This window comes from Streptomyces sp. NPDC034670 (assembly GCF_055574875.1).
Genome location: NZ_JBVITR010000028.1, coordinates 1 through 15,754, shown reverse-complemented (window position 1 = coordinate 15,754; position 15,754 = coordinate 1). Strand labels below are relative to the sequence as shown.

Below are 15,754 nucleotides of genomic sequence, written 5' to 3'. Positions count from 1 at the left end.
AAGACTCGTGCGCACCGGGTGTCCCGTGATGCCCGAAGAATTCATGAGGTCGGCGGGGGTGGAGGGGAACGCGCCGCTCAGCACAGCGACACCACCTCACCGTCCCCGTCCGGCCATGCCGCCAGGGGAGTGAACCCCCGGTGGCCGCACTCGCCGAAGACCGTGACCGGGGCGCCGCCCGACAGGGCGACCAGGCGCCACAGGCCGGGGCGGGACCGCGCGGCCGGGGCGACCGGCAGGGCCGTGTCCCCGTCGGCGTCCGCCAGCTGCCAGCCGTCGCCGTCCGGAACCGGCACCACCCGGCCCAGGGTCACCGGGACCGAGTCCAGCCAGGGGTCGTCGCGCAGTGCCTCGCCGTAACGGGCGACCGCCCGGGCCGTCGTCGTCCCCGGTGGCCGGGCCGTCGTCGGCGCGGGCGGCGCGAACCGCTCGCCCAGGGCCGCCCGCGGCTGCCCCGCGTTCGGCTGCCCCGCACGGGCGGACAGCTCCGCGTCCAGGGCCAGCCCGACCGGCAGCGCGAGTTCGGGGGCACGGCCCGCGGCGCCGTAGGAGAGGAGCAGCGCCGTGCGCCGCGAGGCCGTGCCGTACAGCCAGATGCGGCGGGTGGTCAGGCGGGCGTCCGCCGTGTCGTACTGGGCGAGGACCAGCCAGTGGTCCCGTACCGGCGGGCCGTCCGCCGGGGCGGGCAGGCCGACGCGGGAGCGGACCGTCGCGGCGAGTGCCTCCGGCAGCCGCTCGCGGCGCAGCCAGCCCCGGCCGAGGAGGTGGAGCAGCGCGCACTCCTCCAGCAGCCGCACCGGCCAGTCCGGCCCGGTGCCCGGGAGCGCCCCCAGGTCCCGCACCCGGGCGGCCAGCCCCGGCGCCTGGGCGTCGACCATGCGGGCCGCCGTCTCCTCCCACGGGCCGTACCCGGACTGCTCCGCCGCCGCCAGCCCGCCGCGGAGCAGGTCCGCCAGGCGCTGCTCCAGCTCCGCCGCGCCCGCGGTGATCCGCTCGGCCCGGCGCTCCGCCCTGCGCCGCGCCGCCTCCGGACCGGCGGACCCGGACGGGGGGACCGGGGACTTCGCGGTCGGCTCCCCCGCCGCGCTCCCGCGCCGGCCCGCGAACCACCGCCGCGCCCACTGCGGAGCCCGCGCCCGCGGCACCGCCGCGTCCCCGCCCGCCCAGAGCAGCAGCAGACCGAGCGCGTGCTCGCACGGCGACCTGTGACTCGGACAACTGCACCGGTACGCGGGCCCGGCGGTGTCCGCGACGTCGACGACCGTCCGGTACGGCTCGCCGCCGCTCCCGCACAGCCCCCACACCACCCCCTCGTCGGACCGGCCGGTCCCGGACCACGGGCCGGCCGTGCCGAGTTCGCTCCCCGCCTCGCGCGACGCGGTGTCGGGCGCCAGCGCCAGCACCCGGTCCGCGGTCCAGCGCACCCCCTGCTGAGTCATGCCGCCGACGTTATGTCCCGCCACTGACAATCGGCCCGGAGAAGACGTTCGGGCAGGTCAGGCTGATTGTCAGTGGCGTGGTGCACGGTGGGTGGCAGATCCGAACCAGCCGAGCTGGAGGGGGACTCAGCCATGCCTGCGCCCGTTGAACCGACGTCCGTCGATCCGACCCGGAACGGCTCCGTGCCCGTGGACACGGGCACGGACTCCCCCCGTCCCGCCCCCGGCGCGGAGGTGCTGCGACCGCACGCGGAGGACGCCTTCGCCGACGAGCTCGCCGCGCTGGCGGCGCAGGACGACCGCCCGCGCCCGGCCCGCTGGCGGCTCTCGCCGTGGGCCGTCGCGACCTACCTGCTCGGCGGCACCCTGCCGGACGGCACGGTGATCACGCCGAAGTACGTCGGCCCGCGCCGCATCGTCGAGGTCGCCGTGTCCACGCTCGCCACCGACCGCGCCCTGCTGCTGCTCGGCGTGCCCGGCACCGCGAAGACCTGGGTGTCGGAGCACCTGGCCGCGGCGGTCAGCGGCGACTCGACCCTCCTGGTGCAGGGCACGGCCGGCACACCGGAGGAGGCCATCCGCTACGGCTGGAACTACGCCCGGCTGCTCGCCGACGGCCCCAGCCGTGACGCCCTGGTGCCCAGTCCGGTGATGCGGGCCATGGCGGAGGGGGCGACGGTCCGCGTCGAGGAGCTGACCCGCATCCCGGCCGACGTCCAGGACACGCTCATCACCATCCTGTCGGAGAAGACCCTGCCGATACCGGAGCTGGGCCAGGAGGTGCAGGCGGTCCGCGGCTTCAACCTGATCGCCACGGCCAACGACCGCGACCGCGGGGTCAACGACCTGTCCAGCGCCCTGCGCCGCCGCTTCAACACCGTGGTGCTGCCGCTGCCGGAGAGCCCCGAGGCGGAGGTCGACATCGTCGCGCGCCGGGTGGACCGGATCGGCCGCTCCCTCGACCTGCCGGCCGTGCCCGACGGCATCGAGGAGATCCGCCGTGTCGTCACCGTCTTCCGCGAGCTGCGCGACGGGATCACCACCGACGGCCGGACGAAGCTGAAGTCGCCCAGCGGCACCCTGTCGACCGCCGAGGCGATCTCCGTGGTCACCCACGGGCTCGCACTCGCCGCCCACTTCGGCGACGGCGTCCTGCGGGCCGGGGACGTCGCCGCGGGCGTCCTCGGCGCGGTCGTCCGCGACCCGGCGGCGGACCGCGTCGTCTGGCAGGAGTACCTGGAGACCGTCGTGCGCGAGCGCGACGGCTGGAAGGACTTCTACCGGGCCTGCCGGGAGGCCGGTGCGTGAGCGGGGGGGCGAGGGGCACGGGCCGGGGGCCGGCGGAGCCGCTGCTGCTCGGGGTGCGGCACCACGGGCCGGGGTCGGCGCGGGCGGTGCGGGCGGCGCTGGACGAGGCCCGGCCGGGGATCGTGCTGATCGAGGGGCCGCCCGAGGCCGATCCGCTGATCCCGCTCGCCGCGGAGGAGGGCATGCGGCCGCCGGTCGCCCTGCTCGCCCACGCCGTGGACGAGCCCGGCCGCTCGGCCTTCTGGCCGCTGGCCGAGTTCTCCCCGGAGTGGGTCGCGATCCGCTGGGCGCTGGAGCACGGGGTCCCGGCCCGCTTCATCGACCTGCCGGCCGCTCACACGCTGGCGTGGGGGGAGGACGGGGGAGGGGACGGGGCGGACGGATCCGTTCCCGGCGACGGGCCCGGCGCCGCGGAGGGCCCCGGCCCCGGGGACGACGCCGGCCGGGGCGCGGGACCGCGGGTCGACCCGCTGGGGATGCTCGCCGACGCCGCCGGGTACGACGACCCCGAGCGGTGGTGGGAGGACGTCGTCGAGCACCGGGGCACGGGAGGGGGCGACGCGCTCGCGCCGTTCACCGCGCTGGAGGAGGCCATGACGGCGCTGCGGGAGGCCTGCGGCAGCGGGGGCCGCGCCCGGGACCCGGTGCGCGAGGCGCACATGCGGCTCCGGATCCGGGCCGCGCGGCGGGAGTGCGAAGGCGGTGTGGCCGTGGTGTGCGGGGCCTGGCACGTGCCCGCGCTGCGGCGGAGGACCACCGTCGCCGCCGACCGGGCCGCGCTGAAGGGACTGCCCAGGGTCAGGACGGACATGACCTGGGTGCCCTGGACCAACCGCAGGCTGTCCCGGACGAGCGGATACGGCGCGGGCGTCGACTCCCCGGGCTGGTACGAGCACCTGTTCGGCGCCCCGGACCGGCCGGTCGAGCGGTGGATGACCAAGGTGGCGGGCCTGCTGCGGGAGGAGGACCGGATCGTGTCGTCCGCGCACGTCATCGAAGCCGTGCGCCTGGCGGGGACGCTGGCCGCGGTGCGGGGCCGGCCGCTGCCCGGGCTGGGCGAGACGACCGACGCGGTGCGGGCGGTGATGTGCGAGGGCTCCGACGTGCCGCTGGCGCTGGTGCACGACCGGCTGGTCGTCGGGGACGCACTGGGGGAGGTCCCGCCGGCGGCGCCCGCCGTGCCGTTGCAGCGGGACCTCGAGCGGACCCGGCGCAGGCTGCGGCTGAAGCCGGAGGCCGCGGAGCGGGAACTGGAGCTCGACCTGCGCAAGGAGACCGACGCCGGGCGCAGCAGGCTGCTGCACCGGCTGCGGCTGCTCGGCATCGCCTGGGGCGAGCCGGCCGCCTCGCGCGGGAGCACGGGCACCTTCCGGGAGACGTGGCGGCTGCGCTGGGAGCCGGAGCTGTCGGTACGGGTCGCCGAGGCCGGGGTGTGGGGGACGACCGTGCGCGCCGCCGCGACGGCCAGGGCCGAGGCGGACGCCGTCGCCGCGCGGGGCCTGGCCGAGGTCACCGGGCTGGCCGAGCGCTGCCTGCTGGCCGGGCTGCCCGACGCGCTGCCCACGGTGATGCGGGCCCTCGCCGACCGTGCCGCCCTGGACGCGGACGTCGGCCACCTCGCCCAGGCCCTGCCCGCCCTGGTCCGCGCGCTGCGGTACGGCGATGTGCGCGGTACGGACACCGCGGCGCTGGCCGAGGTCGCCGCCGGGCTCGCCGGGCGGATCTTCGTCGGACTGCCCCCGGCCTGTGCCGGACTGGACGCGGCCGCCGCCGAGGAGATGCGGGGCCGTCTCGACGCGGTGCACGGGGCGGTGGGCCTCCTCGGCGACGCCCCCGCGCCCGGCCACGGGAACCTGCGCGCCCGCTGGCGGTCGGTGCTGCGCGGGCTCACCGCACGGGACACCGTGCCCGGCGTCCTCCGGGGGCGGTCCGTGCGGCTGCTGCTGGACGACGGGGAGCTGGCGCAGGAGGAGGCGGCACGGCTGATGGGCCTGGCGCTGTCGCCGGGCACGCCACCGGCGGACGCGGCCGCCTGGATCGAGGGCTTCGTCGGCGGCGGCTCCGGGAGCGGGATGCTCCTGATCCACGACGAACGGCTGCTCGGACTGGTGGACGCCTGGCTGACGGAGGTGCCGGCGGAGGCGTTCACGGACGTGCTGCCGCTGCTGCGGCGGACGTTCTCGGCGTACGAGCCGGGGGTGCGGCGCACCCTCGGCGAACTGGTCCGGCGCGGACCGGGGGCCCGGGGGAGCGCGGCGGCCGCCGGTCCCGGCTTCGCGTCCAGCCTCGACACCGCGCGCGCGGACGCCGTGCTGCCGGTCGTGCGGCTGCTGCTGGGACAGGACGAGGACCACTCGGACGACGGGTGCGGCGGGGGCGGCGAGAACGCCGGGGGAGCGCGCGCCGGTTCGGCGGGGGCGGCGCGATGACGGCCCCCGGACCACGGCGGCACCACGGCACCGGCGACCAACAGGGGGAGGAACGCATGACGGCCAGGACGACGGACCCGGCGGCGGAGCGGCTGCGGCGGTGGCGGCTGGTGCTCGGCGGGGACGGGGCCGACGGGACCGGATGCGCGCTGTCCGGGCGGGACGCCGCGATGGACGGCGCCCTCTGCGCGCTCTACGACAGGGGGGACGGACCGCGGGCGGGGCGGGAGCGTGCGGCGGGCCTCGGGGCGTCGGCGCCCGCGGTGGCGCGCTGGCTCGGGGACATCCGGACCTACTTCCCCTCCTCCGTCGTCCAGGTCATGCAGCGCGACGCCGTCGACCGGCTCGGACTGTCGGCCCTCCTGCTGGAGCCGGAGATGCTCGAGGCGGTCGAGGCCGACGTCCACCTCGTCGGCACGCTGCTGTCGCTCCACCAGGCGATGCCGGAGACGACGAGGGAGACGGCACGGGCGGTCGTGCGCAGGGTGGTCGAGGACCTGGAGGAGCGGCTCGCCACCCGCACCCGGGCCACCCTCACCGGCGCCCTCGACCGCAGTGCCCGCACCGACCGGCCGCGCCACCACGACATCGACTGGAACCGCACCATCGCGGCCAACCTCAAGCACTACCTCCCGGAGCACCGGACGGTCGTGCCGGAGCGGCTCGTCGGCCACGGGCGGGCCGCGCGGTCGGTGCGGAAGGAGATCGTCCTCTGCGTCGACCAGTCCGGGTCGATGGCGGCGTCCGTCGTCCACGCGTCGGTGTTCGGGGCGGTGCTCGCGTCCATGCGGTCGGTCGGCACGCGCCTCGTCGTCTTCGACACCGCGGTCGTCGACCTGACCGACCGGATCGACGACCCCGTCGACGTGCTCTTCGGCGTCCGGCTCGGCGGCGGCACGGACATCAACCGGGCGCTGGCGTACTGCCAGTCGCGGATCACCCGGCCCGCGGAGACGGTGGTCGTGCTGATCAGCGACCTCTACGAAGGGGGGATCCGTGACGAGATGCTCAAACGGGTCGCGGCGATGAAGGCGTCGGGGGTGCAGTTCGTGGCGCTGCTCGCCCTCTCCGACGAGGGGACGCCCGCGTACGACCGCGAGCACGCGGCGGCGCTGGCCGGGCTGGGGGCCCCGGCGTTCGCCTGTACGCCCGACCTGTTCCCGGAGGTGATGGCGGCGGCGATCGAGAAGCGGCCGTTGCCGGTGCCGGACACGGCGTGAGCCGGGACGGGCGGGGCCGCGGAGCGGGCCGGCGGCGACTCCCCGCCCCGTCGTCGCCCGCCCGTCGTCGCCCGTCCGTCGTCGCCCGCCCCGCGGCGGTCACCCCGCGGTGATCGAGACGGCCGTGCCCCGCATCGGTGACGGGGTGCTCGCGCACCCTCGGGAGCCGTGCGCGAGGAGGCGGCGGACGCGGCGGACCCGGCCGCCCGGACACCCCCCGCTCCGGCGGCCGGAGGCCGTCGGCACGCCCGGCCGGAACCCCCGGCCGGCACCCCCGCGGGCGGGGTGACCGCTCCCCGCCGAGGAGGGGAGGCCGGTCGCCCGTGTCCCGGGGAGCGGGGCGTTCTCCGTTCCCCGGGCGGTCCCACGGGCCCCGCCGGGCCGGTCCCGGCCGGGCGGGCCCCCGGCCACCGGCACGCCGTGCCGGGAAAAACGGCATCATGTGACAGGTATCACCGCTCACGTGTGACCCGCGATTTAGAGAGGCCCGCCCCGCGGCGATAACCTGCGAGATGGACATGCCGCGCGCTCGGACACCGTGTGCGCCTCCCTTGTGACAACAGCGGACGTCACGTTGCCCTTCGCGGCACGCCCACGCATCCAACGAACCGCGAGATCACTGATAGGGACGGAAGCGCGTGGACCTGTTCGAGTACCAGGCGAGGGACCTCTTCGCCAAGCACGGTGTACCGGTGCTGGCCGGTGAAGTCATCGACACGCCTGAGGCGGCGCGCGAGATCACCGAGCGCCTGGGCGGCAAGTCGGTCGTCAAGGCCCAGGTGAAGGTCGGTGGTCGCGGAAAGGCCGGCGGTGTCAAGCTGGCCGCCACCCCGGACGAGGCCGTCGCCCGCGCGACGGACATCCTCGGCATGGACATCAAGGGCCACACGGTCCACAAGGTGATGATCGCCGAGACCGCTCCGGAGATCGTCGAGGAGTACTACGTCTCCTTCCTCCTCGACCGGGCCAACCGCACCTTCCTCTCCATCGCCTCCGTCGAGGGCGGCATGGACATCGAGGAGGTCGCGGCCACCCGCCCCGAGGCCGTCGCCAAGATCGCGATCGACGCCATCGACGGTGTGGACAAGGCCAAGGCCCAGGAGATCGCGGCCGCCGCGAAGTTCCCGGCGGAGGTCGCCGACCAGGTCGCCGACGTCCTCGTCAAGCTGTGGGAGGTCTTCGTCAAGGAGGACGCCCTCCTGGTCGAGGTCAACCCGCTGGCCAAGGTCGCCTCCGGTGACGTCCTCGCCCTCGACGGCAAGGTGTCCCTGGACGACAACGCCGAGTTCCGCCACCCCGAGTTCGAGGAGCTCCAGGACAAGGCCGCGGCGAACCCGCTCGAGGCCGCCGCCAAGGAGAAGAACCTCAACTACGTCAAGCTCGACGGCGAGGTCGGCATCATCGGCAACGGCGCCGGTCTCGTCATGAGCACCCTGGACGTCGTCGCCTACGCCGGCGAGGCCCACAAGGGCGTCAAGCCCGCCAACTTCCTGGACATCGGCGGCGGTGCCTCCGCCGAGGTCATGGCGAACGGTCTCGAGATCATCCTCGGCGACCCGGACGTCAAGTCCGTCTTCGTCAACGTCTTCGGCGGCATCACCGCCTGCGACGCCGTCGCCAACGGCATCGTGCAGGCCCTGGAGCTGCTCAAGAGCAAGGGCGAAGAGGTCGACAAGCCGCTGGTCGTGCGCCTCGACGGCAACAACGCCGAGCTGGGCCGCAAGATCCTCACCGACGCCAACCACCCGCTCGTTCAGCAGGTGGACACCATGGACGGCGCGGCCGACAAGGCCGCCGAGCTGGCTGCTGCCGCGAAGTAAGGGACGAGGTCACACAACACCATGGCTATCTTCCTCACCAAGGAATCCAAGGTCATCGTCCAGGGCATGACCGGCTCCGAGGGCCAGAAGCACACCCGGCGCATGCTGGCTTCCGGCACCAACATCGTCGGCGGCGTGAACCCGCGCAAGGCCGGCCAGAGCGTCGACTTCGACGGCACCGAGGTACCGGTCTTCGGCACCGTCAAGGAGGCCATCGAGAAGACCGGCGCCGACGTCACGGTCATCTTCGTCCCCGAGAAGTTCACCAAGGACGCGGTCGTCGAGGCCATCGACGCCGAGATCCCGCTCGCGGTCGTCATCACCGAGGGCATCGCGGTGCACGACACGGCCGCCTTCTGGGCGTACGCCGGCAAGAAGGGCAACAAGACCCGCATCATCGGCCCGAACTGCCCCGGCCTGATCACCCCCGGCCAGTCGAACGCCGGCATCATCCCGGCCGACATCACCAAGCCGGGCCGCATCGGCCTGGTCTCGAAGTCCGGCACGCTGACGTACCAGATGATGTACGAGCTGCGCGACATCGGCTTCTCGACCTGCGTCGGCATCGGCGGTGACCCGATCATCGGCACCACCCACATCGACGCCCTGAAGGCCTTCCAGGACGACCCCGACACCGACCTGATCGTCATGATCGGCGAGATCGGCGGCGACGCCGAGGAGCGGGCCGCGGCCTTCATCAAGGAGAACGTGACCAAGCCGGTCGTCGGCTACGTCGCGGGCTTCACCGCGCCCGAGGGCAAGACCATGGGCCACGCCGGCGCCATCGTCTCCGGCTCCTCCGGCACGGCCCAGGCGAAGAAGGAGGCCCTCGAGGCCGCCGGCGTCAAGGTCGGCAAGACGCCGACCGAGACGGCGAAGCTGGCGCGCGCCGTCCTCGGCGGCTGAGCACGGCCGCGCGGACCGAGTCCCGCACCGCACGGACGGGCCCGTCCCCCGAAGGGGACGGGCCCGTCCGTGTTCCCGGACCCCGGCCCGGCGCGGAGCCTCAGCGCGGCTGCGGCGCCAGCCGCTCGGGTCCGTGCAGCAGCTCCTTCCGGAGCTTGGCGCGCAGTTTCCGCTGCTTCTCCGACAGGGGACCGGGAGCCGCCTTCGGCGGTACGCCCCGGACCGTCTCGCCCGGGGGGACCGGGGGCTCGTAGCCGGTGGGGGCGGTGTGCACGGTGAGCGCCGTGGTGCCGATCAGGGCGGCCGTGAGGGCGAGGACGGCCCGGGTGCGGAAACGGACCCGGCGCTCACCGCCGGCGCGCACCTCCGGCGGCCCGGGCGTGTGCGGCCGCTCGGTGGAGGCCAGCCCGGCCAGCCGCCGGCGCAGCGCCCGCGGATCCGAGAGCTCCGGCAGCCGGGCGGTGACGGCCCGGCGCGCGTGCAGCAGCCGGCCGGCGGTCGCCGGGGTGCTGGCCTCCGTCTCCGCGGCCGTGTCGGGCAGGCCGAGGCCGACCCCGTCGTGCAGCAGGAGCGCGCGGCGGTACGACGGCGGGAGTCCCAGCAGGACCTCCAGCAGGGCGCGGTCGGACGCGTCGGGCAGCGGTGGTCCGGAGCGCCGGTGGGCGGGGCGGAACCGGTGCCAGGGGGAGAGCGCCCACTCGTGCGCCGCCGCGCGCACCCAGCCGGCCGGGTCCGGGTCGCGGGCCACCTCGGGCCAGCGCTCCCAGGCCCGCTGGAAGGCCCGCTCCACGGACTCGCGCGCCAGGTCGTGCCGGCCGGTCAGCAGGTACGCCTGCCGGACGAGGGAGGGGGCGCAGAACGCGTACAGCGCGTCGAAGGCCTGCGCGGGCGTCAGGCCGGACAGCGGACCGGGGGGGTTCCACTCCTCGGGCACGGCCCACGAGGGGATCCTCCGCGAGGACGGCCGGGGCGTCCGCGCGGGCTCCGGGACCACCGTCCTCACCGGGGCCTTTGCCAGGGCGGCCAGCAGCTTCGCGTACGCCTCCCGGTTCCGGCCGCGCGGCGTGGCGCGGCCGGACTCCCACGCCCGCACCCTCCTGGCGCCGACGCCCATGAGCGCGGCGAACTGGGCAGAGGTCAGCGAGCCCGCCTCGCGCAGGCGCCGGCGTTCCTCGGGCGGGGGGAGGAGCGGGGCGGGACTCCGCGTCACCGGTCATCCCTTCGCGCAAAAAAGTACATAAGTGTATTTTGAGCGACACATCGGCGTTCCCGGCGTTACAGCGGAAAAGCGCGTGTCGTTGGGAGCATGGCGGACGTGATCCAGACGACCGCCCGCCGATCGACACCGGCCCTCCTGCCCGCCCGGATGCGCGGCCGCCCGCCCGGTCCGGCCGCCGGCTTCCTCGGCGGCGTCCTCGCGGCCGGCCTGGGGCTCGCCGCGTTCGCCATGCCCGTGATCCTGCTGTGGGTCAGTTCGCCCTACCCCGACAGCGGGGCGGACGGCGCGCTGCACATCGCGGCGGCGCTGTGGCTGCTGGCGCACGGCGCCGAACTCGTCCGCGCCGACACGCTCTCCGGCGTCCCCGCGCCCCTGGGCGTCCCGCCGCTGCTGCTGCTCGCGCTGCCGGTGTGGCTGCTGCACCGGGTGGCCCGGGACGCGGCTGACGGGGGCGCCCCGGGCGGCGCCCCGCCCGCCCCCGGCCGGACGGCGTGGGCGGGCGTCGTCCTCGGTTACCTCGCCGTCGGCGTGCCCGCCGCGCTCTACGCCGGGGGCGGTGCGCTGCGGCCCGCGTGGGCGTCGGCCGCCGTGTGCGTGCCGCTGGTCGCCGCGGTGGCCGCCGGGGCGGGGGTGTGGACGGCGTACGGCCGCCCGAGCGGGCCGCTGGAGCGGGCGCTGGGCAGGGTGCTGCCGAGGGGGACGCGCCACCTGGTCCTCGGCCCGGACGGCCGCCCCGGGGTCGCGGCGCGGGCGGCGGTGGCCGGCACGGCGGTCCTGGTCGGGGGCGGGGCGCTGCTGCTGGCGGTGTCGCTGGGCTGGCACGGCGAGGAGGCCCAGAGGACCTTCCTGCGGCTCACCGAGAGCTGGTCGGGACGGCTGGCGGTGCTGCTGCTCGGCATCACGCTGGTGCCGAACGCCGCGGTGTGGGCGGCGGCGTACGCCCTCGGCCCCGGTTTCCTCCTCGGCGCCGGCACCCCGGTGACCCCGCTCTCCTCCGCGCCGCCCGCGCTGCTGCCGCCGTTCCCGCTGCTCGCGGCGGTACCGGACGCGGGGGCGGGCACACCGGTGAACTGGGCGGCCGCCGCGGTGCCGGCGCTGGCCGGGGCGGTGACGGGGTGGTGCGTGGGGCGGGGCGCGACGAGGAGCGGGGGCGGGAGGGAACCGGACGGGAAGGGACCGGGGGGCGAGCGGCCCGGCCGGGTGCCGGCCGCCTCCTGGTCGTGCGGCCGGACCGCCTGGGCGGCGGTCTGGGCGGCCCTGCTGTGCGCGGTCCTGCTGGCGGTGCTCGCGGCGCTCTCGGGCGGCCCGCTGGGGGTGGCCGCGCTCTCCCGGTTCGGGCCGGTGTGGTGGCAGGTGGGGGGCGCGACGCTGGTCTGGATCGGTCTGGTGGCGGTCGTGACGGCACTGGTGGTGCGGGCCTGGCGGTGCTACGTCCTCCGCGGCGAGCGCGGGGGACGGGCGCCGGGGACCGGCGGGCCGCGCGGGGACGGGGCGGAGGACGGCGGTCCCGCGGGCGGCCGGCGGCTCCGGGCGCCGTGGCGCCGGGGCCGGACCGAGGGGGCCGGTCCCGCGCGGGCCCCGCGGGACGGCCGGCCGGACACGGACCGGCTCCCTGACGCGCGGGGGCCGCGGGCGGCGTGGCGCTCCGCACGGGCCGGCGCGGTCCCCGGCGCCCGTCCCCCGCGGGCCCCGGGAACCCCGCCGGACGGGGGCGCGGCCGGGAGCGGCGGCGACTGCGGTCCCTACGACTTCCTGACCGGCGGCTTCCCGGCCGGCGGCTCCCCGGCCGACGATCCCGGCGCCGCCCCGCTCGGACCGGTCCGCGGACCGTGGGCCGGCGAACCGTTTCGCGCCCCGGGCCGCCCGTCCCCGGGCGCCCCGCCGGACGGGACGCCGGGCACCCGGTCCTGACGACCGGGCGCGGCCGGCCCGCGCGGCGTCCCCGCGCGCGTCAGTCGGCCGTCCCCAGGAAGCCGCGCAGCTCCTCCGGCAGGAGGGTGCTGCAGGACTGCCGCGCCTGCTGGGTGAGCGCGTCGTTCGTGCAGGTGTAGTAGTCGCGGTAGACCAGCTGGGCCGTGAAGGACACGGCGACCAGGGCGAGCGCGAGGGAGGCCGTCACCAGGCCGCTCACCGCGGCCGTGGTCTGCGGGCGGCCCGACGGCCGGGGCGCCGGGGAGTCCGGGTCGGGGGTGCGCGGCTCGGCCCGCAGGGCGCCGATGCCCCAGTACAGGGCGAACGCGCCCAGCGGCAGGGCGACGTAGGGCCAGCCGAAGAGGGCGAAGAAGAAGGCCCACATGCCGGCCAGCAGGGCGTAGCGCGCCCGGCGCTGGGCCGGGTCCGTGGGGTCCCAGCGCGGGCCGGTCCCCGGCCCGCCGCCCTGGCCCTCGGGGCCGCGCGGGCGCTCGCCGAAACCGCCGGGGGAGCGGCCGGGCTGCCGGTCGCTCCAGTTGCGGCCCCAGGGGGAGCGGTCGCCGTCCCCCCGGGAATCGCCGCCGCCTTCGCCGGACGGGTGCCGCGGCTGCCAGGGCCGGTCGGGAGCACCCTCCGGCGGCGGTGCGAACGGATTGTCGTCCTGGGAGCCGCGGCGCCGGTCGTCGCCGCCCTCGCCCCGGGGCGCGTCGGGCGGCGAGGCGCGGCGCTCCCGCAGCAGCACGGCGCCCCGCTCCCCTCCCCGGGCCGACTGCTGGGGGAACGTGAGGAATCGCAGGCTGCGGTCCGACATCAAGTGAGCGTCTTCCCCTTAATGAAGCACGGCGTGGTCCGGCGCTGCCGCCTCGCCCGACGTGTCGACTACGACTGAGCTGGTGAGCCGGCGCGTCCGGTCGGCTCCGGGGGGCCGGGCCCGTCCTCGTGTGAACGTCCGGCGCGCGGGTGGCGTTCCCCGTGCCCGGAGGTTCCCGGACCGGCTCTTCCCAGACGCTACCTTCCGGCCACGCCCCCGTCCCGTGGGGGCCGCCCGGTGTGCCGGTATCGTTGCTGACGGTCGGCCGCTTCGTAGGCTTCCCCGTATCCGGGGGCGCGAAGCATTCGGACGAAGACACAAAGCGCTGTGCCGCCGACCGCGCAGGCGCTCCCCGAGAAAGGGCCCCACCGTGGCCGCCAAGCCCGTGGCCGTGCGCGCCAGGCGTCTCGTCGTGCTGGTCTCCGGATCCGGCACCAACCTGCAGGCGCTCCTCGACGAGATCGCCGCCACCGGCGCCGAGGCGTACGGAGCCGAGGTCGTGGCCGTCGGCGCCGACCGCGAGGGCATCGAGGGGCTGGCCCGTGCCGAGCGCGCGGGGCTGCCGACCTTCGTCTGCAGGGTCGGGGACCACGCGACCCGGGGGGAGTGGGACGCGGCCCTCGCCGAGGCCGTCGCCGCCCACGAGCCGGACCTCGTGGTGTCCGCCGGGTTCATGAAGATCGTGGGGAAGGAGTTCCTCGCGCGCTTCGGCGGGCGGTTCGTCAACACCCACCCCGCCCTGCTGCCCAGTTTCCCCGGAGCCCACGGTGTGCGGGACGCGCTCGCGTACGGCGCCAAGGTCACCGGCTGCACCGTCCACTTCGTCGACGACGGCGTCGACACCGGGCCGATCATCGCGCAGGGCGTGGTGGAGATCCGGGACGAGGACGACGAGAGCGCTCTGCACGAGCGCATCAAGGAAGTCGAGCGAAGACTGCTCGTCGAGGTCGTGGGGCGGCTCGCCCGCAACGGCTATCGCATCGAGGGACGAAAGGTAGTTATCCAGTGACCGCCGAGAGCAACAAGCGGGCCATCCGACGGGCGCTCGTCAGCGTCTACGACAAGACCGGCCTCGAGGACCTCGCGCGCGGCCTGCACGAGGCCGGCGTGGAGCTCGTCTCCACCGGGTCCACCGCCGCGAGGATCGCCGACGCCGGCGTCCCGGTCACCAGGGTCGAGGAGCTCACCGGCTTCCCCGAGTGCCTGGACGGCCGGGTCAAGACCCTGCACCCGAAGGTCCACGCCGGCATCCTCGCCGACCTGCGCCTGGAGGACCACCGGCGGCAGCTCGCCGAGCTGGGCGTCGAGCCGTTCGACCTCGTCGTCGTGAACCTCTACCCGTTCCGCGAGACCGTCGCCTCCGGCGCGACGCCCGACGAGTGCGTGGAGCAGATCGACATCGGCGGCCCGTCCATGGTGCGCGCCGCCGCCAAGAACCACCCCTCGGTCGCCGTGGTCACCAGCCCCGACCGCTACGCCGACGTCCTCGACGCCGCGCGCGACGGCGGCTTCGACCTCGCCGCCCGCAAGCGGCTCGCCGCGGAGGCCTTCCGGCACACGGCCGCGTACGACGTCGCCGTCGCCTCCTGGTTCGCCTCCGACTACGCCCCCGCGGACGCCGCGGCCGGCAGCGGCCCCGCCGAGGGGCGGTTCCCCGACTTCCTCGGCGCCACCTGGGAGCGCAGGAGCACCCTGCGCTACGGCGAGAACCCGCACCAGCCCGCCGCCCTCTACGTCGACGGCACCGGCGGCCTCGCCGAGGCGGAGCAGCTGCACGGCAAGGAGATGTCGTACAACAACTACACGGACACGGACGCCGCGCTGCGCGCCGCCTACGACCACGACGCGCCCGCCGTCGCGATCATCAAGCACGCCAACCCGTGCGGCATCGCCGTCGGCGCGGACGTCGCCGAGGCGCACCGCAAGGCGCACGCCTGCGACCCGCTGTCCGCGTTCGGCGGTGTGATCGCGGTCAACCGCCCGGTGTCCAGGGAGATGGCCGAGCAGGTCGCGGAGATCTTCACCGAGGTCATCGTCGCGCCGGACTACGAGGAGGGCGCGCTGGAGGCCCTCACCAGGAAGAAGAACATCCGCGTCCTGCGCACCCCCGGGGCCCCGTCCGCCCCGGTCGAGGTCAAGCCGATCGACGGCGGCGCCCTGCTCCAGGTCACCGACCGCCTGCAGGCCGGGGGCGACGACCCGGCGACCTGGACCCTGGCCGCCGGTGAGGCCCTCTCCGAGGCGGAGCTGGCCGAGCTGGCCTTCGCCTGGAAGGCCTGCCGCGCGGTGAAGTCCAACGCGATCCTGCTCGCCAGGGACGGCGCCTCCGTCGGCGTCGGCATGGGTCAGGTCAACCGCGTCGACTCCGCGAAGCTGGCGGTGGAGCGGGCGGGCACCGAGCGCGCGGCCGGTTCCTACGCCGCCTCGGACGCGTTCTTCCCCTTCCCCGACGGCCTGGAGATCCTCACCGGGGCCGGCGTGAGGGCCGTGGTGCAGCCCGGCGGTTCGGTCCGCGACGACCAGGTCGTCGCGGCCGCGGAGAAGGCGGGCGTGACGATGTACTTCACGGGCACGCGGCACTTCTTCCACTGAGCCCGGCGCGGGGGGGGGGGGGGGGGGGGGGGGGGGGGGGGGGGGGGGGGGGGGGGGGGGGGGGGGGGGGGGGGGGGGGGGGGGGGGGGGGGGGGGGGG

At 76.2% G+C, this 15,754-nt stretch carries 11 protein-coding genes; 8 read left to right on the top strand and 3 right to left on the bottom strand.

All coding sequences use genetic code 11. The features are described 5' to 3' along the window. Nucleotides 1–77: 77 nt before the first annotated feature. On the bottom strand, nt 78–1,439 hold the full coding sequence (locus tag ACZ56B_RS19355; RefSeq protein ID WP_468791520.1) for an SWIM zinc finger family protein: 1,362 nt from the start codon (nt 1,437–1,439) through the stop codon (nt 78–80). Between the two features lie 132 nt (nt 1,440–1,571). Between ACZ56B_RS19355 and ACZ56B_RS19350 the strand changes: the two genes are divergently transcribed. The 5 genes from ACZ56B_RS19350 (at nt 1,572) to sucD (ending at nt 9,122) form a co-directional block, all read left to right on the top strand. Beyond that, entirely contained in the window at nt 1,572–2,747 is a 1,176-nt protein-coding gene (locus tag ACZ56B_RS19350; RefSeq protein WP_468791517.1) for an ATP-binding protein, read from the top strand. After that, entirely contained in the window at nt 2,744–5,176 is a 2,433-nt protein-coding gene (locus ACZ56B_RS19345) for a DUF5682 family protein (RefSeq protein ID WP_468791514.1), read from the top strand. The genes ACZ56B_RS19350 and ACZ56B_RS19345 overlap by 4 nt, the downstream gene beginning before the upstream one ends. A 56-nt stretch (nt 5,177–5,232) precedes the next feature. Next, the gene (locus ACZ56B_RS19340; protein ID WP_468791511.1) at nt 5,233–6,396 is read left to right on the top strand and encodes a VWA domain-containing protein; all 1,164 of its coding nucleotides are present in this window, start codon (nt 5,233–5,235) and stop codon (nt 6,394–6,396) included. 638 nt (nt 6,397–7,034) lie between these two features. Beyond that, a complete protein-coding gene (gene sucC, locus ACZ56B_RS19335; protein WP_004984282.1) occupies nt 7,035–8,216 on the top strand; it encodes an ADP-forming succinate--CoA ligase subunit beta in 1,182 nt (393 codons plus the stop codon). A gap of 21 nt (nt 8,217–8,237) precedes the next feature. Then, nucleotides 8,238–9,122 carry a succinate--CoA ligase subunit alpha gene (gene sucD, locus ACZ56B_RS19330; protein ID WP_468791508.1) on the top strand — a complete coding sequence of 295 codons (885 nt, stop codon included), beginning with the start codon at nt 8,238–8,240 and terminating at the stop codon, nt 9,120–9,122. 100 nt (nt 9,123–9,222) lie between these two features. Here sucD and ACZ56B_RS19325 read toward each other — a convergent pair whose 3' ends face one another. Continuing rightward, the gene (locus tag ACZ56B_RS19325) at nt 9,223–10,332 is read right to left on the bottom strand and encodes a helix-turn-helix domain-containing protein (RefSeq protein WP_468791505.1); all 1,110 of its coding nucleotides are present in this window, start codon (nt 10,330–10,332) and stop codon (nt 9,223–9,225) included. A gap of 96 nt (nt 10,333–10,428) precedes the next feature. On the opposite strand from ACZ56B_RS19325, the gene ACZ56B_RS19320 reads away from it, so the two are divergent. Beyond that, nucleotides 10,429–12,252, top strand: a complete 1,824-nt coding sequence (locus ACZ56B_RS19320; protein ID WP_468791502.1) for a cell division protein PerM — start codon at nt 10,429–10,431, stop codon at nt 12,250–12,252. A 40-nt stretch (nt 12,253–12,292) separates the two neighbouring features. Here the strand turns inward: ACZ56B_RS19320 and ACZ56B_RS19315 are convergent, their stop codons facing one another. Beyond that, a complete protein-coding gene (locus ACZ56B_RS19315; RefSeq protein WP_468791499.1) occupies nt 12,293–13,063 on the bottom strand; it encodes a hypothetical protein in 771 nt (256 codons plus the stop codon). Nucleotides 13,064–13,433: 370 nt separating this feature from the next. Between ACZ56B_RS19315 and purN the strand changes: the two genes are divergently transcribed. Together purN and purH are read left to right on the top strand one after the other, a co-directional pair. Further along, entirely contained in the window at nt 13,434–14,072 is a 639-nt protein-coding gene (gene purN, locus ACZ56B_RS19310) for a phosphoribosylglycinamide formyltransferase (RefSeq protein ID WP_468791496.1), read from the top strand. Beyond that, nucleotides 14,069–15,655, top strand: a complete 1,587-nt coding sequence (purH, locus tag ACZ56B_RS19305; protein WP_468791493.1) for a bifunctional phosphoribosylaminoimidazolecarboxamide formyltransferase/IMP cyclohydrolase — start codon at nt 14,069–14,071, stop codon at nt 15,653–15,655. The genes purN and purH overlap by 4 nt, the downstream gene beginning before the upstream one ends. Nucleotides 15,656–15,754 lie beyond the last annotated feature (99 nt).